Origin of the sequence: Paenibacillus sp. FSL K6-2859, assembly GCF_038008265.1 — a bacterium.
GTDB classification, from domain to species: Bacteria; Bacillota; Bacilli; order Paenibacillales; family Paenibacillaceae; genus Paenibacillus_AQ; species Paenibacillus_AQ nitricinens.
On the sequence record NZ_JBBOYU010000001.1, the window covers coordinates 3,470,101 to 3,492,284 of the forward strand.

Annotated in this window: 21 protein-coding genes; 17 read left to right on the plus strand and 4 right to left on the minus strand. The window is 43.5% G+C overall.

The features are described from left to right. Window positions 1-143 precede the first annotated feature (143 nt). Window positions 144-1,070 (plus strand): VanZ family protein, encoded by a 927-nt coding sequence (locus MHB64_RS15340; RefSeq protein WP_094869046.1) that lies wholly within the window; start codon window positions 144-146, stop codon window positions 1,068-1,070. Between the two features lie 47 nt (window positions 1,071-1,117). Here MHB64_RS15340 and MHB64_RS15345 read toward each other — a convergent pair whose 3' ends face one another. Further along, window positions 1,118-2,152: a PocR ligand-binding domain-containing protein gene (locus MHB64_RS15345; RefSeq protein ID WP_094869045.1), complete on the minus strand. Its 1,035-nt coding sequence runs from the start codon at window positions 2,150-2,152 to the stop codon at window positions 1,118-1,120. 202 nt (window positions 2,153-2,354) lie between these two features. On the opposite strand from MHB64_RS15345, the gene MHB64_RS15350 reads away from it, so the two are divergent. The 5 genes from MHB64_RS15350 (at window position 2,355) to MHB64_RS15370 (ending at window position 8,785) form a co-directional block, all read left to right on the plus strand. Next, on the plus strand, window positions 2,355-3,491 hold the full coding sequence (locus MHB64_RS15350) for a glycerol dehydrogenase (protein WP_341134782.1): 1,137 nt from the start codon (window positions 2,355-2,357) through the stop codon (window positions 3,489-3,491). A 1-nt stretch (window position 3,492) separates the two neighbouring features. Further along, window positions 3,493-5,253 (plus strand): dihydroxyacetone kinase subunit DhaK, encoded by a 1,761-nt coding sequence (gene dhaK, locus MHB64_RS15355; RefSeq protein WP_341134783.1) that lies wholly within the window; start codon window positions 3,493-3,495, stop codon window positions 5,251-5,253. 255 nt (window positions 5,254-5,508) lie between these two features. Continuing rightward, window positions 5,509-6,483 carry a helix-turn-helix domain-containing protein gene (locus MHB64_RS15360; RefSeq protein ID WP_094869042.1) on the plus strand — a complete coding sequence of 325 codons (975 nt, stop codon included), beginning with the start codon at window positions 5,509-5,511 and terminating at the stop codon, window positions 6,481-6,483. A gap of 128 nt (window positions 6,484-6,611) precedes the next feature. Further along, the gene (locus tag MHB64_RS15365) at window positions 6,612-7,601 is read left to right on the plus strand and encodes an ABC transporter substrate-binding protein (RefSeq protein WP_341134784.1); all 990 of its coding nucleotides are present in this window, start codon (window positions 6,612-6,614) and stop codon (window positions 7,599-7,601) included. 284 nt (window positions 7,602-7,885) lie between these two features. Next, the gene (locus tag MHB64_RS15370) at window positions 7,886-8,785 is read left to right on the plus strand and encodes a glycerophosphodiester phosphodiesterase (protein ID WP_341134785.1); all 900 of its coding nucleotides are present in this window, start codon (window positions 7,886-7,888) and stop codon (window positions 8,783-8,785) included. A gap of 35 nt (window positions 8,786-8,820) precedes the next feature. On the opposite strand, the gene MHB64_RS15375 is transcribed toward MHB64_RS15370, so the two are convergent. Together MHB64_RS15375 and MHB64_RS15380 are read right to left on the minus strand one after the other, a co-directional pair. Beyond that, window positions 8,821-9,390, minus strand: a complete 570-nt coding sequence (locus MHB64_RS15375) for a hypothetical protein (RefSeq protein WP_094869039.1) — start codon at window positions 9,388-9,390, stop codon at window positions 8,821-8,823. A 182-nt stretch (window positions 9,391-9,572) separates the two neighbouring features. Continuing rightward, window positions 9,573-10,442, minus strand: coding sequence for an AraC family transcriptional regulator (locus tag MHB64_RS15380; RefSeq protein WP_094869038.1), 870 nt, complete (start codon window positions 10,440-10,442; stop codon window positions 9,573-9,575). A gap of 123 nt (window positions 10,443-10,565) precedes the next feature. On the opposite strand from MHB64_RS15380, the gene MHB64_RS15385 reads away from it, so the two are divergent. The 4 genes from MHB64_RS15385 (at window position 10,566) to MHB64_RS15400 (ending at window position 15,483) form a co-directional block, all read left to right on the plus strand. Beyond that, window positions 10,566-11,624 carry a Gfo/Idh/MocA family protein gene (locus tag MHB64_RS15385; RefSeq protein WP_094869037.1) on the plus strand — a complete coding sequence of 353 codons (1,059 nt, stop codon included), beginning with the start codon at window positions 10,566-10,568 and terminating at the stop codon, window positions 11,622-11,624. Next, window positions 11,621-12,478 carry a sugar phosphate isomerase/epimerase family protein gene (locus MHB64_RS15390; RefSeq protein WP_280786203.1) on the plus strand — a complete coding sequence of 286 codons (858 nt, stop codon included), beginning with the start codon at window positions 11,621-11,623 and terminating at the stop codon, window positions 12,476-12,478. Before MHB64_RS15385 ends, MHB64_RS15390 begins: the two co-directional genes overlap by 4 nt. Window positions 12,479-12,503: 25 nt before the next feature. Further along, complete coding sequence (locus tag MHB64_RS15395; protein WP_341134786.1) at window positions 12,504-13,397, plus strand: sugar phosphate isomerase/epimerase family protein; 894 nt, start codon at window positions 12,504-12,506, stop codon at window positions 13,395-13,397. Window positions 13,398-13,545: 148 nt separating this feature from the next. Next, window positions 13,546-15,483 carry a hypothetical protein gene (locus tag MHB64_RS15400; RefSeq protein ID WP_341134787.1) on the plus strand — a complete coding sequence of 646 codons (1,938 nt, stop codon included), beginning with the start codon at window positions 13,546-13,548 and terminating at the stop codon, window positions 15,481-15,483. Between the two features lie 135 nt (window positions 15,484-15,618). On the opposite strand, the gene MHB64_RS15405 is transcribed toward MHB64_RS15400, so the two are convergent. Beyond that, complete coding sequence (locus tag MHB64_RS15405) at window positions 15,619-16,152, minus strand: GNAT family N-acetyltransferase (RefSeq protein WP_094869033.1); 534 nt, start codon at window positions 16,150-16,152, stop codon at window positions 15,619-15,621. A 294-nt stretch (window positions 16,153-16,446) separates the two neighbouring features. On the opposite strand from MHB64_RS15405, the gene MHB64_RS15410 reads away from it, so the two are divergent. From MHB64_RS15410 to MHB64_RS15440, 7 genes are all read left to right on the plus strand, one after another. Then, window positions 16,447-17,340 (plus strand): LysR family transcriptional regulator, encoded by an 894-nt coding sequence (locus tag MHB64_RS15410; protein ID WP_094869032.1) that lies wholly within the window; start codon window positions 16,447-16,449, stop codon window positions 17,338-17,340. Between the two features lie 118 nt (window positions 17,341-17,458). Beyond that, on the plus strand, window positions 17,459-17,974 hold the full coding sequence (locus MHB64_RS15415; RefSeq protein WP_094869031.1) for a GNAT family N-acetyltransferase: 516 nt from the start codon (window positions 17,459-17,461) through the stop codon (window positions 17,972-17,974). 4 nt (window positions 17,975-17,978) lie between these two features. Then, complete coding sequence (locus MHB64_RS15420; RefSeq protein WP_094869030.1) at window positions 17,979-18,830, plus strand: transporter substrate-binding domain-containing protein; 852 nt, start codon at window positions 17,979-17,981, stop codon at window positions 18,828-18,830. Between the two features lie 33 nt (window positions 18,831-18,863). After that, window positions 18,864-19,649 carry an amino acid ABC transporter permease gene (locus tag MHB64_RS15425; RefSeq protein ID WP_341134788.1) on the plus strand — a complete coding sequence of 262 codons (786 nt, stop codon included), beginning with the start codon at window positions 18,864-18,866 and terminating at the stop codon, window positions 19,647-19,649. Further along, window positions 19,646-20,356, plus strand: coding sequence for an amino acid ABC transporter permease (locus MHB64_RS15430; protein ID WP_094869028.1), 711 nt, complete (start codon window positions 19,646-19,648; stop codon window positions 20,354-20,356). The genes MHB64_RS15425 and MHB64_RS15430 overlap by 4 nt, the downstream gene beginning before the upstream one ends. After that, complete coding sequence (locus MHB64_RS15435) at window positions 20,353-21,105, plus strand: amino acid ABC transporter ATP-binding protein (RefSeq protein WP_076286779.1); 753 nt, start codon at window positions 20,353-20,355, stop codon at window positions 21,103-21,105. The genes MHB64_RS15430 and MHB64_RS15435 overlap by 4 nt, the downstream gene beginning before the upstream one ends. Window positions 21,106-21,116: 11 nt before the next feature. Next, on the plus strand, window positions 21,117-22,133 hold the full coding sequence (locus MHB64_RS15440; RefSeq protein ID WP_341134789.1) for an LLM class flavin-dependent oxidoreductase: 1,017 nt from the start codon (window positions 21,117-21,119) through the stop codon (window positions 22,131-22,133). The last annotated feature ends 51 nt before the right edge of the window (window positions 22,134-22,184 follow it).

The window sequence follows — 22,184 nt, forward strand, 5'->3', positions numbered from 1 at the left end:
CGATGAAATTCTAGGGGTGCATTTTTTTATGCAGCAATGAAAAGTCTTGAGTGACTATATCGTCACTTATAGTGTCACTGAAGAGTCACTTTGGAGAGATATACTAAATCCATTGACAAAATGGAGGGAATTGTGAAGACATTATGGGAGTGAAATTACGAAAAATCCTTAGTATAGGAACTATTCTTTACACGCTTTTAATTTTATATTTTTTGTTTTTTGCTTTCAACAGAGTAGCGCATCAATACAGTGAGTATGGGTATACGTTTATGTGGATTCCGGAAGGTGTCCCGCTGCTTTTTCCAAACCTTTCTGACCTCTCCTTTTCTTGGATTTATAATTTGGGGAATGTCGTTGCATTTATCCCATTTGGGATACTAATCCCATTATTGTATTCTACATCTTTTAAAAAGTTTATCCTCATGTTTATCCTTAGTATTTTCGTACTGGAAACTCTTCAATCTTTAACTTTTCTAGGTACATTTGATGTAAGTGATATCATATCCAATACTTTAGGAGCTACCATCGGATATTGTGCCTATAGGATAGGATTTATTACAACAATCACTTGGAGATCACTAGTTAAATCGGCGTTAACTGTTGTTGTTCTATTGATAGCAATCATGGGGATCTCTGAGATCATTGATTTTACTTTGGAGAAAAAGGAAGGCGTTATCCATGGACTTCAGGAGGTGAAAGAACTTACTGGAAATATGCCTATCACGCAAGATCTTCCCAGTTTAACAATCACAGGTAAGACCATAAACCCGAAAATGAACTTGTATAGCAGTGAAGGTGAGGAAACTCATCAATACAAATACATTTTGGGGGATAAAAAAGAGATATTGTTGTATCTTAACTTTGCTTTCCCTGTCAAAGATGATTCTAGCAGTGAACTAATTATTGTAGCTGATGATAACGTAATCTTTCAAACGGCTGAACAATATAGTCCGGATATTGAGCTTATAAATACTTCGTTAATTACCGTAAACGAATTAACCATTATCCTGAAAGGGAATGTGAAGTTATGGGATGTTGGTTTTAGTGAAATGAAACACTGGTGGGAATAAGAAATAACCCTTCGTTAATTTATTTAACGGAGGGTTTATTTTGTAGCCTATCCCTTATACATATTCCGATATACCGCCGGGGTGAGGTTCTCGAACCTTTTGAATATTTTAATAAAATAGCCCGTATCACAGAATCCTAAATCATCGCTCACTTGATGAATGGGGGCTTCGGTGGACTCCAGCAACTGTTTAGCCCATTCAATCTTGAGTCTGGCAACGAAGAGGGAGAAATTCTCACCTGTTTCTTTGGTGAATATGCGGCTGAAATAACTGGGGCTGATATGACAAAGCTTGGCCATCTCTTTTAGATTGAAATTTTCATTCTTGTGCGCATAGATGTAATCAAACGCAGGCTGAAGTACAGTATTTGAAGCGACGAGCCTTTGAGCTCCATTTTTCAATTTGGTCTCAATGAGCGCCCCTGACAACTCTTGCTGAAGAGACTGGATTTTGCGATAGGCCAGGTCTGTCTCTTCAACAGTTTCTGCGGAAGTAGAGGTATCCATATCTGTGGTCAGCACTCTTTTGTACAAATCGACGGTAGTACGCTTCTGGATCGCTTCTTCCACGATGTAGGTACTTAACTGAAGTAGTAGGTCCACGCACTTCGTTACTTCATCGTAGGATAAGACAGGAAGTGCCTCGTAATCCTCTTTGAGTGCTTGAAACTTCAGGTTCGACTCAACATTAGGGGGTCTAGATACAATCTGCTCCAGATGTGACACGTCAGGTTCACGAAGCTTGAGCTGTCCGGCCATAATTGCTCCCAGATATTGATCGTCAATAATAATGGGTATGGCAATATCAATAATATTGAAATGGCATAAATAAATATAAGGCTTGTTCTGGCGAACAGCTTCAATGCCGGCACGAGCATCACATTTTTGACAGTAGGGAGAGAGAGTAGAATCTTGGCGCACGCCTTGGCAGAAAGGCTGACAGAAGCTGTGCTTAGTCACGGGAACCCCTTTATAATCTACGGTAAGAATCGCCATTTTAGTCACGAGCGACAGAGAGTCCTGTAGTTTCTCCCATTTCTTCAAATCAATTATTTCTTCTAAATTAAATCGAGATTTGGACATCACGATAATCTCCTAGGAAAGTTATAGAAACATAATGAACATTATAGCGAATTTTTGTGCAAAAGGACAAGATAATACAATTTATTAATGAGAAGACAAAAAAACTCGATAAGAAAACGCTTTAATCTGATCTTATTGTTTCATGCATACCGAAATAGAGCAATCTATAATAATAACTATATACAACCTAGGAGGAATGAAAATGAGAAGAGCGTTTATCAGTCCGACGAAATATGTACAAGGTGAGAATGAACTTTTGAATTTAGGTTATTTTGTAAAAACATTCGGGGATTCTGCACTACTCATTGCCCATCCAGATGATGTTACACGTGTGAAAGATAAATTGGAGTCAACTAAACAGAAATTTAATATAACGCTTGTTGAAAGTGGCTTCCAAGGGGAATGCTCAAGACAAGAAGTCGCAAGATTACAAGCTCTAGCCAAGGAACATCAATGTGCATGTACGATTGGTTTGGGTGGAGGTAAGGCAATTGATACGGCAAAATGCGTAGCAGAAGGAGAAGCATTGATCATCGTTCCGACGATAGCAGCTACGGATGCACCAACCAGTCATTCCGCCGTCCTCTATACTCCTGAAGGGGAATTTGATGATTATGCTTACTTCAAGCAAAGTCCGAGTGTAGTCATGATCGACACCACAGTGATCGCCAAAGCACCGACAAGATTTCTTGTTGCAGGGATGGGAGATGCACTCTCCACTTATTTTGAAGCAAGAGCTACAGCAAATTCTTATTCTAACGTAAATGCCGGCTTACCTTGCGGAGTTCGTGAAGGAGTATGTGGGGAAGCTAAGGGGACAATTACCGCGCTAGGTCTTGCCAGACTATGCTATGACACTTTACTTGAAAATGGCTTCAAGGCGAAACAAGCCTGCGATCTGAATATCGTAACACCAGCTTTGGAGAATATCATTGAAACCAATATTTTGTTATCTGGATTAGGCTTTGAAAGCGGAGGTCTGGCTGCGATTCATGCGATTCATAATGGTTTAACAGCTTTAGAAGGAACACATCATTATTATCATGGTGAGAAGGTAGCCTTCAGTACAATTGCTCAGTTAGTGCTTGAGAATGCGGATCGTACTGAATTAAGAGAAGTATTGGACTTCTGTCTGTCGATTGGTCTTCCCGTGTGCCTAGCGGATATTGGAGTGGAGCAAGTCACTTACGAAGAACTTCTTGAGGTGGCTAAAAAAGCTTGTATTGCTGAGGAATCCATTCATTCCATGCCGTTCCCAATTTCGGAGGAGGCGGTTGCATCAGCCATTATGGCTGCCGACCAATTAGGCCGTCAATACAAATTAAGTAAGGAGCTTTAAGATGAAGAAAATTATGAACAAACCGGAAACGTTAGTCCGGGAAATGTGCAATGGACTTGTCTTGGTGCATCCTGAGCTGGATTTCAACGATAAATTCAAAGTGATTTCTAAAAAAGAAATCAACAACAATAAAGTTACTTTAATTAGCGGTGGCGGAAGTGGACATGAACCGGCCCATGCCGGGTTCGTAGGCAGCGGTATGCTGGATGCAGCCGTGTGTGGCGATGTGTTTGCATCTCCATCTCAGATTCAAGTCTATCAAGCGATCCGCCGTTCTGCGAGCCAAAAGGGAACTCTGCTTATTATTAAGAACTACAGCGGCGATATCATGAACTTTAAAAATGCAGCCCATCTCGCAAGCGAAGATGGCATTCAAGTGGAATATGTAAAGGTGGACGATGACATTGCCGTCGAGGACAGTCTCTATACGGTAGGGAAAAGGGGGGTGGCCGGAACCGTTCTTGTTCATAAAATAGCTGGGGCTGCCGCAGAAGCTGGATTGTCTCTGGCGGAAGTGAAAGAAGCAGCACAGCATGCGATTGATCATGTTCGGACTATCGGCTTCGCCTTCACTTCTTGCACCGTTCCTGCCAAAGGAACCCCGACGTTTCATATCGAAGAGGATGAGATGGAATACGGTGTCGGAATTCACGGTGAACCTGGAATACGCAGGGAAAAAGCCGTATCAGCGGATGAACTGGCGCAGCGAATGGTTACGTCCTTGCTAAGCAACTTGCAAATGAACGATGAGTCGCAGCAAGAAGTTGCGGTTCTGATCAATGGATTTGGTGGAACACCACTGCAAGAGCTTTATTTGTTGAATAATTCTGTGATCCGTGAATTGACGGCGAAGAATAAGCAAGTGTTTAAAGTATTTGTCGGCAACTATATGACCAGCATCGATATGGCTGGCGCATCAGTGTCGATTATGAAGCTGGATGAGACGTTGAAGAAATGGTTGTCTGCTCCGTGCGATACACCGGCATTGTCGGTTAAAGGTCCATTTGAGCCTGTGAACTATACAGAGATCATCAAGGAAGAGAAAGCAGACAGCACAGTATCCTTTAAGAATAATACGGATGCTGAAGCAGCGGTGATTAAGAACAACCAGTTCTCCTTGCAAAATATCGTCTATTTGATCGATCAAATGAGTGAGCTCATTATCGAGAATGAGGTGCCTTTCTGTGAGCTAGACGCCCACGCCGGTGATGGTGATTTCGGGATGAGCGTAGCCAAAGGTTTCAAGCAGTTAAAAGTAGAATGGGAAGACATTCTAGCTCATCATCTTAACAATATCGGTGACTTCCTTGATGCGTGTTCATTGATCATCATGGAGCATTGTGGTGGAGCCTCTGGACCAATCTGGGGATCGGGCTTCCGTGCAGCAAGTAAGTCCGCGCAGCAAAAGCGGGAATTGTCTATTCAGGAGTTTGCGGATATGATGCAGGCTGTTGTTAAAGGGATTCAGGATACGGGTGAAAGATCTTTCGGTAGGGGTGCTGTCGTTGGTGACAAGACCTTGATTGATGCGCTCGTTCCGTTCGCGGATGCTTGGACCCAGAGTGCAGAGCAAGGTGAAGATATCAAGGTGGCAGCAATCAAAGCAGCAGAAGCGGCGGTGCTCGGTGCCCGGAAGACTTCCGATATCGTCGCCCGTATGGGAAGAGCAGGTACAGTAGGCGAACGCAGCATTGGTTATCCGGATGCGGGAGCTTACGCGCTTGGAGTTATTTTCACAGAGCTAGCTAAAGCGATGAAATAAGAGATGAAAGAAGCTGAATCCGAAGCTGGATGATGCAACGAAAGTTAAAAGCCGATGGAATAGAAATTGATACCCCCCTTATCCTTTAGGATGAGGGGGTGTTTGTATTGTCCGTTGCAGTTTAGCTAATGTCTCGAATATAATGATCTAAATGATAATCGTTATCATTTAATAAATGAATAAAGGTGATCTTCTCATGATAAAACACTGTACTGGGGTTTCAGTGTACCGCGGATCTGCTGTGGGTATAACTTAATGTCAAGAAAATCAATCCATAATATCTATAACGGGTACTTCAATGATTTGTTTGAGACTCCGGCTATAAGGGACACCACAGAGCGAATGCATTTCTCACAACCTAGTGACCATGGATACGTCGATAGGGTTATCACACCTTCCGGGATTGAAATTGTTGATAGTAATTACCGTTTCACTGAGGATCGTTTAGTCCGTGTTCAATCCGAAGCAGCTATGATTGAGCTAAGCTTTTGTCTACAGGGCAGTGGAGAAGTTCATGTAACAGGCAACAGTCACGAGTTGGTGCCCGACAGTTGTTCATTGCAGCTCATGCGAGATTTCCACGCCGAATTCCACTATCGCAGTGCAGAGCCCATCCGTTTACTGTCCATTGGTGTGCCGGTAGCACTGTTCGATTCGTGGATGCTGGAGCAAGAATCTACACATTCTTGCAGTTTATCCGGGCTGTTAAATACACAATCTTTTCGGATGTTCCGTATGCCGATTCTTCCAGAGACCTCCCGGTTATTGGTTCAATTGAGGGATTGCCCCTATCATATCTCGATGCGTCGGTTGTACGTAGAAGGTAAGGCATTAGAACTCCTTTCCGCCTATTTTGGCGCTTTTCTTTTTGAACAGAATCGTTCCAAACGTAGCTTGCATTTATCTCGCAGTGACCGAGAAAGCATTCGGAGAGCCAGGGAAATCATCCTTGAGCAAATGGCATACCCTCCATCGCTCATTGAACTGTCCAAGCTGGCGGGGATTAACGAATACAAATTAAAAGTTGGTTTTAAGGAAGAGTACGGTACGACTGTATTTGCCTATTTACGGAACAAGCGTTTAGAAAAAGCATGGGAAATCATGCGTTCTGGGGACAGTAGTGTTAGTCAAACAGCGACGATGGTAGGTTACAACAACTTTAGCCATTTTGCGGAGGCCTTTCGGAAGCAGTATGGAATAAATCCTTCTGAAATCATAAAAAAACGTTAGAAAACCAATAAATATCCGCCAAACCGTTATTCAATCCCTCTGCCGGTAGTACAGCCTATCAGCAGAGTGTATGATCGGACTTGCTAATAGTGAGAATGATTATCAATAGATTGGAGAGGGTTGGAAAAATGTTCAGTTTAAAACGTATCTCTTTTGTCGTAATTGCCTTATTCATGATGGTGATGTTGTACGGATGTGGGAATTCAGGGCAGGAGACTCAAGGAGAAAACGCTCCACCTGCGGTGAAATCTGAACCCGTCGCTACGAATTCTTCCGGAACACGTACCATTAAGGACGCCAAGGGAGATGTTGAAATACCGGTAAACCCGGTTAGAATTGCCGATGTATCTGGCTCAACCGAAGAACTTTTGGTGCTTGGATATAGACCTGTGATTACTGGGAATACAGATATGGCTAATTCACTGGAAATCACACCTATTCTAAAAAAAGAACTGCCGGATGTAACTCCCGCTGGATGGTTTCAAACGGAAGTGAACTTGGAAGCGATCATTGCAGCAATTCCCGATTTGATACTGGCAGGGCCTACGCAAGAGAAAATCTATGATCAACTAAATATGATTGCTCCAACAGTAAGGGTACCTTATGGCTTTAATGCTTTTAGAGAGCGCTTTGCTTTTGTTGCCGAGGTACTTGATAAGAAAATGGAAATGGATGAGTGGCTGAAAGCCTATGACCAACGCGCTCAACAGCTGCATGATCAAATCACAGAGATTACTAAAGAAGAGACGTTTGCAGTAATCGAAGCTACAGAGAAAGAAATCCGGATCTATTCACGCACAGGTATTGCGGATATGATTTTTAATGATCTTGGATTAATCATCGCGCCAGGTACACCTGAACCAGACCCATGGGGAGGAAAAGTAACAAGTCTAGAAGCACTATCTACCTTTAATCCAGACCATATCATTTTATTATCTGATAATGACCAGAATGTTCTTGATCAAAGTAAGGTCTGGAGCAGCCTAAAAGCTGTGAAATCGAATAATATCTATCGCATGACTAGCAGACAAAACTACAATGAAGCTTTCTTTGCATTAGGGAAAGAGGCATTGCTGGAACAAATCGCTGAGCAAATCAAGGAACATATCAACAAGTAAAGCAATTCTATAAAAAAATGAGTCGCTTCAAGACACTGATTCTAAACTGGATCAGTGTTTTTTAGTTTGAAAATGACTGAAATATGAAGGTTTTTTCATGAAAATCAAAGAGTTTTTATAAGCTGTACGATTCGCTGGAAGTCAGAACTTGGATGCTGATTGTCGTAAATTTGATTTTTGGTGTATTGTTGATTAATCTGATTGGTGCGCCTATCATGGAATTGATTATGAAAAATAGCACCAAGTAAACAACAATAAATTATTGAAAAGAAGAGGGAAGCTTTATGCAAAGGATTCAAAATTCTAAGATGTATTTTATATTTATTCACATATTTTTGTTGATCTTATTGTGTACCTCGATGTATGCCTATTCTCCATGGATTCGTACTAAAGTGAAGGAAATTCTCGAGCCTGCGGACAAAGTCTATACCATTGCTCACCGTGGCGCTTCGGGATATGCTCCTGAGAATACTTTACCTGCATTCGAACTAGCTATTGATATGGAGACCGATTATATTGAGTTAGATATTCAGTTAACTAAGGATCGTGTTCCTGTTGTTATTCACGATGAAACTATTAATCGCACGACAAATGGAACGGGTTATGTTAAGAATTATACCGTAGAGCAGCTTTCGAAATTAGACGCTGGCTCTTGGTTTAACAAACAGTATCCCATGTTTGCCAGGGATCAATATGCTGGAATACGTATTCCGACTTTAGAAGAGGTATTTGAAAGGTTTGGAAAAGAAGTGGACTATATGATTGAGATTAAAGATCCCGCTTCGAATCCGAATATTGAAACTATATTAAACGAACAAATTGAAAAATATAATCTGTCTGATCATGTTTCCGTACATTCATTTAGTGAGGCGAGTTTACGTAGGCTTCATTCGATTAACCCGGAGATTCCGCTTTATCAAATTATCTGGTATAATATTCCGGTTTATAAAGTACCAGAATCTTTCATCAATCGGGTGAAAACTTATGCGGTTGGTATTAGCCCTAACTTTCAAAGAATAAATTCATCCTATGTCGCACAGGTGAAAAATGCTGGTCTAAAGGTGTTTCCGTACACAGTGAATTATCAAGTGAATATGGACAAAGCCGTGGTTTGGGGTGTAGACGGGGTACATACCAACTTTCCTGACCGTTTTAATGAAGTGATTAAGAATAATAAGAAATGAGGAGTTAAAAAAACGAGATTTCAACTATCGGAAATTCATATGCCGAATACATCGATTTCAGAGACAGGATACCATGTTTTTGAATTTACGTCTTTAAAAAACACTTGAATTGTATAGGTACCTTTTGTATTAAACGAATAAGTAAATTCGTTAGTTTTGAACCAAAAGTTTTCTTCACTCTTCTTAATTTGTTGATTATCGATAGTTTCTGTTTTGTCAGCGGGATCAGTGATCGTAAGTTTTATATCTGAAATTTCTGTTTTTAAATGATCCACTTGTAATAAGGTTGAAAAGGCAAACCGTGCAGGGCTTTTTACCTTACCGAAAATCTCTCCATTGTTATCAAGCAATACCATGTTCACATTTGGCTTGTAGATTCGAACCGATTTACTTGTTTCATCTAAAGTGATTAAAGCAAACAAATTTTTAGAGAGCTGTTCAACAGGTAAGAGAATGTCTCCCTCGGATATTACTGCTGCCTGTTTTTGTACCACATTATTGAAATATAATGAAACTTCAGATGGGTTCGATGCGGCATAAATCATTGTTCCCGGTAGAATCATTATGCCAAGTGCTAATATAGTCAGTTTAATTATTTTTCTCAATGAAATCTCCTCCTATATTTTCATTATGTTAATTATACCCATAAGATGGAAGATAGTTTCTTTTATGCAATTAATAAAATAAAAGAGAAGGTCAGACGAGGGGACTACCCTCTCCTGACCTTTTTGATGTTAAAATTAAGGAGCGATAGCAAGTAGAAGACTGCTTCCTTTGTTCACCCTAACTAGAACCCTCTCACACTGCTTGGGGGTACTTTTCTATGTTTTTTGAAAGTCCGGCTGAAATAGTAGATATCACTGAAGCCAGTAGTGGTAGCGATTTCAGAAATCGTCAACTGGCTATGCCTTAATAAATAATCTGCACGGTCTAAACGGACAGCATTTATATATTCCGATATCGTATGACCAGTTAATTCCTTGAAGAGACGGCTGAAATGGAACCGGCTTAGCCCTGTTAGTGCCGCAAGTTCGTCAACTTGAATGGGTTCCTGGTAATGGGTATCGATATAACGTAAAACAGGTGCGAAGCGTTCAACGGTTTGAATACGTCTTTCTTGCTCAGCCTGTGAGAGCACGGTGACGATATGTCTGCGCAATAACAGCGTTAGCAGGCGGTATAGCTCGGACTTGACGGCCAGCTCATATCCAAATTCGCGAAGTTCTAGCTCCCGAATAATCGTCAGCGCACAGTCAGTAATGTGCTGATCCCCACGGATATGATTACGTAACAGCAGCTGGTTCTGCTGAATCGGGGCGATGAACTTGGTTTCGGCAGCGTCGCTAACCGCACTATGCAGCAAAGAAGTATCTGCAATAATCGCATAATACAATAAATCAGAAGATGCACTGACCCCATAATGCAGCTCGTTGCTGTTCACAGCAACTAAATCACCAGCCCGTACGTTGATCGGTGTTCGTCCGCATTCAAAAACAGCCTCACCGCTTTCAATAAATAGAAACTCAAGATGCTCATGCCAATGATGCGGGAACAACAAAACTCCCTCTTGGTTGAAGCGCTGGGTATGTACTTTAATCGGAAACTCGGGATCTGGCATGTCCATGGGTTCCTGTAGATGTTTATCATAGTCCAACATTTATTGAATGCACCTCCTATAGCACAATTGTACAAATGAAACCGCAAGGCTCTGCATGGTGTTTAGGGTTGAAATCATTATAATACGAATCATAACCTATGCAAAATAAAGGAGAGAGTATTAATGGATATGATCAAAATTGGCGTAATAGGAACCGGCTCTATCTCCGGCATGCACTTAAGTTCTTATCGGAATAATCCGCAGACAACCATATATGCGGTTTGTGACCTGAATGAAGAGCGTGCACGAGCTGTTGCTACTGAGTATAACGTGGAAAACGTATACACGGATTATCGTGAATTGCTGGCTAACTCCGAAATAGATGCCGTCAGCATCTGCACATGGAACAACTCTCATGCTGAGATCAGCATCGCGGCACTTGAGGCAGGCAAGCATGTACTTGTGGAAAAGCCGCTTTGCCGCACGGTAGAAGAAGCGCTTCTGGTTCAGCAGGCAGTGGAAAAGAGCGGCAAAATTTTGCAAGTAGGCTTTGTACGGCGTTATGACTCTAATGCCCAGCTACTTCAGACATTGGTGGAGCAAGGAGAATTCGGCGAAATCTACTATGCGAAGGCAACAACGTTCCGGAGACTTGGTAATCCCGGAGGCTGGTTCAGTGATATTGAACGCTCCGGCGGCGGTCCATTGATTGATATCGGCGTCCATGTGATCGATCTATGCTGGTATTTGATGGGCCGTCCGAATCCAGTATCAGTCAGTGCCAATACCTACCGTAAGCTCGGCAATCGTTCTAATATCAAGAATCTTTCTTTCTATAAAGCCGCTGATTACGACGCAGCGAACAATACGGTAGAAGATTTAGCAAATGCACTAATTCGCTTTGAGAATGGAGCTTCGCTGATGGTTGATGTTAGCTTTACACTGCATGCCAAAGAAGACGAGCGCTCGGTGCGCCTGTACGGTGACAAGGGCGGGTTTGAAATTGATCCTGAGATAGTCATCGTCAAAGAACAGTCGGATACGATCGTCAATACCTACCCGCAGACCGATCATAAGGGGTTTGAGTTCAACAGTGCATTCCAGAATGAGATTAATCATTTTGCGAACAACATCAGCAACGGCTCTACACCGATTAGTCCTGTGCAGGACGGCGTTACAATCATGAAGATTCTCGGCGCGATCTATGAATCCGCTGCCAAAGGCGAAGAGGTGAAACTATGAAGCTAGGAATCAGTACCTACAGTTTGCATTCAGCTTTTTCAACGGGTGAGCTTACGCTTGAAGGAGTCATTGAGACGATCGCCGATCTGGGTGCGGAGCATGCGGAGATTGTACCCTTGGGCATCAATTTGGTTGAGAATCCTGAGCTAATTGATCAGATTGTACGAACGGCAGCAGGTCGTGGACTAGAGTTGTCTAATTATGCTATCGGGGCGAATTTTTCCGGGCTGGAGGCAGTGGAAAGAAAGCGGGAAGTCGAGCGGGTAAAGCGGGAAGTAGACGTCTGTGCGGCATTAGGCATTCAGCGGATGCGGCATGATGTAGCCTCGTCAAATGATCTATCAATTACGCACTTTTTGGAAGAGCTTCCAGATTTGGCTGAAGCCTGTCGAGAAATTGCTGATTATGCCGCAGGTTTGGGCATCACGACCAGTGTGGAGAATCATGGCTACTTTATTCAGCACAGCGATCGTGTACAGGCGTTGGTTCACGCAGTAGGAAGAGATAACTTCCGTACAACACTCGACATTGGTAACTTCCTGTGCGCCGATGAGAATCCGCTTATTGCTGTGACTAACAATATTAAGCTTGCTTCGATGGTACATTTCAAAGATTTCTATATTCGTCCGCAGGATCGCCAGCCTGGCGAAGGCTGGTTCCAGTCTACTGGTGGGAACTGGTTGAGGGGGGCCATCGTTGGTCAAGGAGACATTGATATGCCGAGTGTCATTCGAACCGTTAAGGAAAGCGGTTACGACGGATATATCTCTGTAGAATTTGAGGGAATGGAAGAGTGCCGTAAGGGGACGAGACTTGGGTTGGAATACATTAAGCGTGTTTGGAACCAAATCTAATTCATTTTAAAGGAGGATTATTACAATGGTTATACCAATTATCACTAACAAAATCGGCGTTATCGTAGACAGTTTTCAGGTCGGAGTAAAAGAGGGTTTGCGCAAGGCAAAAGAAGCAGGGGCTGATGGCGTTCAGATTTACGCGGTGCAAGGTGAATTTGATCCCGCTAACCTATCTCCGTCAGCACGCCGTGAATGGAAGGAATACATCGCTTCACTGGGTCTCGAAATCTCTGCCCTTGTTGGAGATTTAGGCGGACATGGCTTTCAGGACCCTGCACAGAACCATGCCAAAATCGAAAAGTCCAAACGCATTATGGAGCTGGCCAAGGAGCTAGGTACAGATATAGTCACTACACACATCGGTATTGTTCCCTCTGACAACAACAGTAAAATTTATGAAACCATGCACATCGCCTGTGAGGAACTAAGCAGATACGCGCATGAGATGAATTCTTACTTTGCGATTGAGACTGGGCCAGAACCCGCTGCGCGTCTGAAGACGTTCCTCGACGGTTTGGGTTCCAAAGGGGTTTCTGTTAATTTTGATCCGGCCAACATGGTGATGGTGACTGGTGATGATCCCGTGCAAGGTGTTCATACACTAAAAGACTACATTGTACACACCCATGCTAAAGATGGTCTCAAACTTGCCGATATCGATCCGCGCGATGTTTACGGTCAATATGGTTATGAAGCACCAGCATTAGACCATGAGAAGATAGCTGAAATGGCCGACACCGGCACAGCTTTTCGTGAAGTTCCGCTCGGAGCGGGCTCTGTTGACTGGAACAACTATCTGCAAGCGCTGAACGACATCGGTTATACAGGATTCCTGACCATAGAACGGGAAGTTGGCACTAATCCAGAGGAAGATATCCGCCAGGCTGTGAATTTTTTAAAGGGCTTTCGGGTCTGAACACGTAGTGATAAAGATTAAATAGTTCATCCAGCCTTTGGGATAAAAGAGAAGCTGCCTTACAGGAGAACAGGCCTGTACGGTGGCTTTTTGCAACTTTATCCTCTATTTGACGTTAAAGAAGAGAGAATACGAAGGGGGAGCCTATATGAAAAGGATAAATCTACTAGCCCTTTTAGCAGTCATTTCAGTAATCATTGTTGGATGTATCAATACAGGGAATAAGGATAAAGCGAATCAAACAATGATCGATCTAAGCGCTGTTCATTCCATAACAATTCAGAACGACAGCGGTGAATCGATGACCATAACGGACAATAATTTAATAGAACAATTCAATGAAGCTATACATACGGCTGAGTATGACAGCGCTAAGCTTGATATTGCTACACCTGATTATGAAGCCATTGTTGAAATGAAGAATAAAGAAAACGCAAAATTCTCATTCTGGATCTCTGGCGAGAATAATGGTCTTATCACCAAATCTGGACAAAATGGGCATTACAAGTTGCCGGAAACAGAAAAAGCAGTATTGCTTCACTTATTTCAATCAAATGATCAACAAGCAGAAACCGATAATCTAAAGATCGATGAGGACATTAAGCGAATTACAATAGCGGACTCTCTAGCACATGGTTCTGTGAATGCTAACATAAAGGAAGAATACATAGATCATGAAACCATAGAAATTTTCGTCCGAGCCATCCGTAACGCTGTACAAATACCTGGGAATTTAAATACCGCAACGCCTAACTACGATATTGTTCTAATTTCAGATAATAATAAATATGCCTTTCATTTATGGATTAACGAATCAAGCGAGCAGGGCATGTTAATGAATGTGAATGAGACGAGCACAGGCTACACGCTTACTAAGGAATCAACTGCCAAGTTAAAAAAAATTACGTTTATGGATTCAACATTTAAGGGGCTGGAGTTTAATGCAGTACGGAGCTCAAATGGAGATCTGGTAGCTAAACCAATTGGCATATCCGAAAATAACTATATATTAAACGGTGGAGCAGTAGTTGAGCTGCAGGGAATCACATACCACACCATTCATTTTTTCTATGGAGATCACAATGCAATCAATGCTTTGCTAGCCCATGATCCTGCTACGGATGAGGTGAAGGTGAAATGGAGCGATGAGCTGAACGATTCCAATAATCGTTGGAACAATGCCTTTATGAACAACTATAATATGCTAATCCCGTTGGACGGGGATCATCTATTATTTCTGGAATCGGATCTGACGAAAGAAGCTGGGGAATATCATTTGTCCTCATACAATGTTGTTACAGGAAAAATCGAACGTCTTCGGGAAGACTTTTGGCCGCTTTCTGATGATTATGATTACATTTATAAATTTCAATGGAAAGCTGATGAGCAAAAATTGTTTATGCAGAGTTACCTCGGTAATGTATGGATCTTTGATCTGAAGAAAGGACAGGACGATGTCCATCTTCTGAAATATCGCGTAATCCCTCATTCGACGACTGGGGCGCCATCCCTATTTCTTTCACCAACCTTTAAGAGATTTGTACATGATGATGAGAGCGGGCAATTAACCTTTTACGATAATAAAGGAGCTTCGCTACATACTGTACCGTTACCACAAGAGCGATATGTACCTTCTGAGAAAATAAAGTGGAACCCGGCGGGCACGATTGCTTGGATGGATACAGCAGAGGTCAACCAAAACCGAATCCATGACATCGATATCGATTATTTGAAAATAGCTCCACAAATAATTAATTTTTATAATCAGGATGGGCTTCCCATCTGCACTATTATGACTGAAAGCGACCATGAAGATGCAGCGGTTGAAGTTGTAGGATGGATGGATGCTAATATAGCCGTGATGAAGTCCTATTCTGTAGAACTTTTGTACAAGGATACTATAGGGCTGAAGGTTAAGAATGTTTCTTATTATCTCTATGATGTAAAAAAGAAGCAGAGGGGGGCCAGCATTTCGTCCATCCCCTCCAGCGCAACCGTTACGCCAGATCATCAAATGAGCGATGCCGATAATGAAAGGAATATTACTGTGAGTTTTAAAGAAATTACCTATAAAAAAGGAAATTAATTGAGCCTCGGAAGCTCGCTGCAATGATCACATAAGATCATTGGGAAGCTTCCCGAGGCTTCTTTTTTATAATTTCAAGACAATGCTTAAGAATACGTTATATTCATCGGGTTAATCTGTACCCGAATTTTATAATTAGCCTGCTGTAGTTCGGGCGGAAGTCAGTAGGTCTAGCCGGAAACCCTGTACCAGGGTTTCGCCGTTCATAAGATCGGTCTCATACGCCCGTTTGAAGCCTAAGCGATAGTAGAGCTTAATTGCTGAAGCCATCATTTCTGAGGTATGCAGATTCAAAGTGGTGGCACCCAACTCGCGAGATCTCCTTGCAGCTTCATCAATTAGATGGGTTGCAACACCGAGACCGCGAACGGATGGGGATACGGCAAGTAAGCGCAGGATAGGGGAGTGAATGCCTAGCTCAGGTTTACCGTATGCCGTTTCCGAGGAGCTGAACAAGAGTGCGCTACCAATGATTTTCTTGTCGATTTCAGCGATGATCCGCACGATCGGGGCATCGCCATGGACAGATTCAAGAAGTGATTTCTGGTAAGCTAGCCACAACGGCTCGGGCATGATCTCGGAATATTGGTGGTAAGCGTCCAGTATCACTTCAGCGATGGCATCGCGGTCCTTATTCTCAGCTTCACGGATAATAATCTTTTGTGACATATTCTCGGGATCCCCTTTCAGTCCAATGTATTAGTTCATAAGAATGAAGTCATTATAAACGATAATTCCGAGTTATATAAGGGGTATTTTATAATTTTGATATATGAATAGAAAAGCTCTATATGAAATAAACATAACGTTTGATTCGAAATCCGATTGATTTACACGGAATTTAAGTTGACAAAAAATGGGGACGTGAATAAGATATAAACAAAATCTATAGGAAAGCATCGTCATATTTCATTGTTTTTACATCGGAATAGTAAAGTTAATATTTGTTTAGGGGGATTAGGGATGAACATTGAAAATATTGAGGCTTTTGTCTACATCAACCATTATGGAAGCTTCAATAAAGCGGCCGAAGTCCTATATATCTCTCAGCCGACAGTTACGGCACGGATTCAATCGCTCGAAAGGGAATTGGATTGCAGAGTGTTTGATCGGTTAGGTAAGCAGATTAGCCTAACGGATAAAGGAAAGCAATTTCTTCCCTATGCCCAGCAGATTCTTCAGATCTATCAGAACGGTAAATATCAGGTGCAGGCCAAGGGGCATATTCCAAATGAACTGAGGATCGGCAGTACTGTTTCGGTTTCCAATTATTTAATGCCGCATCTGATGCTTCATTTGAAGCGCAGGTATCCGCATATCACAATTAAGCTGACGACAGCTTCTACAGAAGTATTGATTGATAAGCTGAAATCGAAAGAGCTAGATCTGGCTTTTATCCGTAAGGTCGTAAATCCGGCTATTCAAGCTTTTCCTTTCTGCGAAAATCCCATCTCTCTGTATGTACAGGAGGGACATCGCTTAGCTAAGGTACAACGCGCTTCGCTGGAGGATATCCGTCAGGAGACGTTGGTCTTTTTTGAATGCGGGTCTTTGGATTGGATGCGGCTGCATCGTGTATTTGAGAGCATGGAACAGCCGCCGAAGATTGAATATCAGGTGGATAACCTGGAGACAGCCAAGAAGCTGGTGTTGAAAAAAGCAGGCATCTGTTTCCTTCCGGCACTTAGTGTGCAAGAGGAAGTAGCGGCAGGGACGTTAGTACGGGTGGATATTGCGGAGACGGAAGGCATCTCCTTACGAACCAGCCTGATTTCATTAAATGGGGAGAACGCTGAATTCATAGAAACTCTTCTTGAACTCGGTATTGGTAAAACAGGAGATCGACTAATTGTATAGATGTATTAAAAAACTCTATTAGCGCATGGTCACATGCAGTGATAAAGTTAATTGCATATAATGTTGACTATTTCTATAGGAATTATAAATTTAATTTTGGAAGGATGGAGGGCTTGCGATGAGTGAGACATACAGATTGGCAGAACTGAAAGATGCGGAGAATTTACTAGAGGTTACATATCGTGCGTATGAGCTGATTCGCGAGCTCGGGCTGCATTGGCCGGCGGCTACAGCTGACTTGGCACTTATTGAAGACAATATTGCTACGAATGAGTGTTATGTGCTGGAAGTTGATGGAACGATAGTTGCGACGATAACACTTTCAAAAGAAGAAGAGATGAAGAAGATTAGCCCACTGCCTTTTATTAAATGGTTTGCTGCTCATCCGGATTACAGTAACAGAGGTTATGGTGGAAAGCTTATGAATTGGGTGGAAGAGCACATTATTGCTGGACAATTGGGTTCGGCTGCGGTCACGCTGGCAACGGCTAAGAAGCACCCATGGTTAGTTCAAATGTATGAACGCCGGGGGTATGAACGGTTTCTGGAACTGGATCAGCAGAATGGTGACGGCATTATGTATCTGATGAAAAAAACACTCATAAATAAACCACAATTCATTCAAAGGGGATAGAACAATGAAAAAGTCCATTTCATTAGTAATTGCATCGTTATTGACACTGGCGATAGCAGGTTGCGGAAATAACAGCACGAACAGCAGCCAGAATGGAAATGCAGCCGAAGCTTCGGCAACGGCAAATGGTTCGACAAAGGTAACTAAGATCATCGTAGGCACGGGTACTGCTTTTCCGAAGGTCTGCTTCATAGATGAGAACGGCAAGCTTACCGGCTTTGATGTGGAACTGCTCAAAGAAATCGATAAGCAGCTGCCTGAATATGAATTTGAGTTTCAAACCATGGATTTCAGCAATTTACTGCTGAGTCTGGAAACTAAAAAAATCGACCTGGTTGCCCATGTCATGGAGAAAAATCCGGAGCGGGAGTTGAAATATTCTTTTAACAAAGAAGCCTATGCCCACTGGAGAAACCGCATCGTAGTGGCGAAGGATAATGATTCAATCCAATCACTGGATGATCTCAAAGGAAAAAAGGTGTTAGTCGGTGCGACAAGCGCACAAGCGCAAATTCTGGAGAACTACAATAAAGAGCATGACAATGCGATTAATATCGTGTATCAGAACGGTGCAGCGAATGATACCGTCGCACAGATTAGTACTGGGCGTGTGGACGCTACGCTGGCTGCAGATTTTGTACTCCCGATCATTGATCCGCAGAGTCAGCTAAAAGCAACGGGCGACGAGCTGTCCTCTGCGGACATTCTCTATGTTTTCCGTAAGGATGATGCCGATTCACAAAAGCTGTCAGATGCGATTGACAGTGCGATTAAAGAGCTGAAGACGGATGGAACACTGGGTAAGCTGAGCACGGAATGGCTGGGTGCGGATGTTACAGCGGATTCGGTTAAATGATTGAGCCGGTGAGCACGGGAAGGGAGGGAATATATGGGCGCACAGTTTGATATCAGTTTTGTATTTTCGTTTTTGCCTAAGCTGCTAGGGACTTTAAGCACCACGCTTCTGATTGTCGCCTGTTCTCTACTGACAGGAATTATTGTCGGCTTTCTCGTAGCTCTGCCAAGACTTTATAAAGTGCCTGTGTTAAAGACCCTCTCCGAAATCTATATTTCTTTTTTTCGGGGAACTCCGATTCTTATCCAGCTCTTCTTGTTTTATTATGGTCTGCCTGAAATCATGAAGCTGGTCCATGTGGATATGACCCGAACTCCAGTACTTGTCTTTGTGATTCTAACCTACGGTCTGCATACGGGAGCCTACATGTCCGAAATGATTAGGGCTTCTGTGATAGCGGTGGATAAGGGGCAAGTGGAGGCTGCATATGCTGCGGGGATGACGGGATTTCAAGCTTTTACACGAATCGTGCTGCCCCAAGCGCTAGGTATAGCAGTTCCTGTATTCTCCAATCTAGTAATTGCACTACTGAAAGATACGTCATTAGCTTTTACTCTCGGCGTGATGGAAATGACAGGTAAAGCTCAGACGCTTGGCAGCTTAACACAGCATTTTATTGAAACCTATATCGCGCTTGCGCTTATCTATCTGGTCATCAGCTTTACGATTGAGAAGCTGCTGCTTGTAGCAGAACACCATCTGCTACGGCATGAAAAGCGAAATACGCCTGAGAAAAAATTGTTTAAAATTAACAAAAGCTGGTCCTACCGACGCATTATTGCAGAATTGGGACCGGGCAAAGGAGGCACCGGATTATGAAATTGGACCCATCGTTTATATGGACTGCGCTGGTACAAATTCTGAGTGCAATTCCTACGACCTTATATATTACGGTTGTCTCTGTATGGATTGGTTTTGTGATTGGAGTGGCTGTAGCCTTGATCCGGCTTTACAGAGTTCCACTGCTGCATCCGCTGGCCGTCGGTTATGTTACATTCATCCGCGGGACACCGATGCTGACGCATCTGCTGCTTATATATTTTGGGCTTCCTGTGCTGATTGATGGTCTGGCGGCTCATTTCGGCTGGAGCTTTAGGTCGGTTTCGATTCCGATGATCGGTTTTGCTTATATTTCGTTCTCGATTACTGCTGGAGCTTATATGTCCGAGGTCGTCCGTTCCGGTCTGCTCGCTGTGGATCGTGGTCAGCTTGAAGCGGCCCACTCTATCGGTATGACTACGCCCCAAGCACTAAAGCGGATTGTTTTTCCTCAAGCGCTGGCGGCAAGTCTGCCTAATCTTTCGAATTCAGTTATCGGTATGCTGCACGGATCTACCCTTGCTTTTACGGTTTCGGTGGTGGATATCAATGCTAAGGCACAGATAGTGGCTTCAACGAACTGGAAGTTTTTTGAGGCATATCTGGCGGCAGCGCTGATCTTCTGGGCACTAACGTTTCTGATCGAACGCGTGACGTCGGTCATTGAGAAAAGGATTAATCTTTACAATCGAGGTGGAGTAGCATGATTAAACTTGCGCAAATTTCGAAGTCATTCGGTCGTAATCAGGTGTTAAACAATATAGATTTAACAGTGACGAAGGGGGAGGTTGTCGTCATTCTCGGTCCCAGTGGCTCAGGCAAAACGACTCTCTTACGCTGCGTGAATTATCTGGAGAGACCAAGCAGCGGAGAGATCGCCATTGGCGATTTCAAAGTGAACTGCAAACACGCCCGAAAAAAGGAGATTCATCAGCTTAGGCAAAAAACGGCAATGGTATTTCAGCAGTACAATTTGTTCCGTCATAAAACTGCGCTGGAGAACGTGATGGAAGGGCTGTTAATTGTCAAAAAGCTACCGAAGGACGAAGCGAGAAAGCGGAGTATAGCACTGCTTGAAAAGGTAGGTCTTGCCAGCAAGCTGGACGCTTACCCGAGTCAGCTGTCCGGGGGTCAGCAGCAGCGCGTAGGGATTGCCCGAGCCTTGGCGCTTGAGCCAGAGGTTATCTTGTTCGACGAACCCACATCGGCGCTGGACCCTGAGCTAGTGGGTGAGGTGCTGGCTGTTATCCGGAAAATTGCCAAGGAAGGCATCACGATGATTGTAGTCACCCATGAAATGGGGTTTGCTCGTGATGTGGCGAATCATGTAGTTTTTATGGACGGAGGCGTCATTGTTGAAGAAGGAACGCCGACAGAGCTGTTTAATCATCCGCGCGAAGAAAGAACGAAGCAGTTCCTGAAGCGAATCACACCTGAATTTAACTATTCCATATAGGAGGAAAAACAATGGCTATTACAATCAGCGTACTCGATCAAAGTCCGATCTATCCGGGAGAAACGCCAGAGGAAGCATTCCAGCATACGATCAAGCTGGCAAAACTGTCCGAGGAGCTTGGATTCCGTCGATTCTGGGTTTCGGAGCATCATGACTCCGAGCAGGTGGCCGGTTCTTCTCCAGAAGTACTCATCGCACATCTGTTGGCCAAAACAGAGCGCATCCGCATTGGCTCCGGTGGCATCATGCTCCAGCATTACAGCCCGTACAAGGTGGCGGAGAACTTTAATGTGTTGGCTACACTTGCTCCTGCCCGAGTGGATCTCGGAGTGGGACGCGCTCCCGGCGGTCTCCCGCGCAGCACACAAGCGCTTCAGCAGGAAAGAACCGAATCCCCTAGCCTAACGGACAAAATCATCGAGCTGGAGAAATATGTGCATAACCGGCTCGAAGAAAACCACCCGCTGGCTGGGTTGAAGGCAGGTCCCCTTCCTGGTATTCCGCCTGAGCTGTATGTGCTTGGCGCGAGTGCAGGCAGTGCAGAGATTGCTGCTGAACTTGGATTACCTTATGTGTTCTCCCTATTTATTAATAGCGATAAGACAGTAGCGCTAGATGCTATTCGTGCTTACCGCAGCGGTTTTGTTTCTTCACAGGGCAGACAACCGCAAGCAATTATCGCTTTAGCACTAGTGGTGGCTGAGACCGAAGAGGAAGCGAAAGAACTGGCGGGCGCACATAAGTTGATTCGGATTCAGCTGGCAAGCGGGAAGAAGCTAACCGTTGGAACCCGGGAACAGGCGGAGGAGTTTGCCCGCCAGAGCAATGAAGCCTACACGATTGAAGAGCTGGAACCAGAGATTACCAAAGGAACAAAGAACTCTGTACGTGAACAGCTGTTGGCACTTTCAGAGGCATCCGGTATTGAGGAGTTCATCATAACTACGAATGTGCAGCCTTTTGACAAAAGGTATCGCTCCTTTGAGCTACTGAGCGAAGCAATCGCTGAAGTGCCGGCAGAGGCATGAGCCGGCGGATCAGGATCACACAGGAAATCGTTTAATGGAGGGTGACTGTAT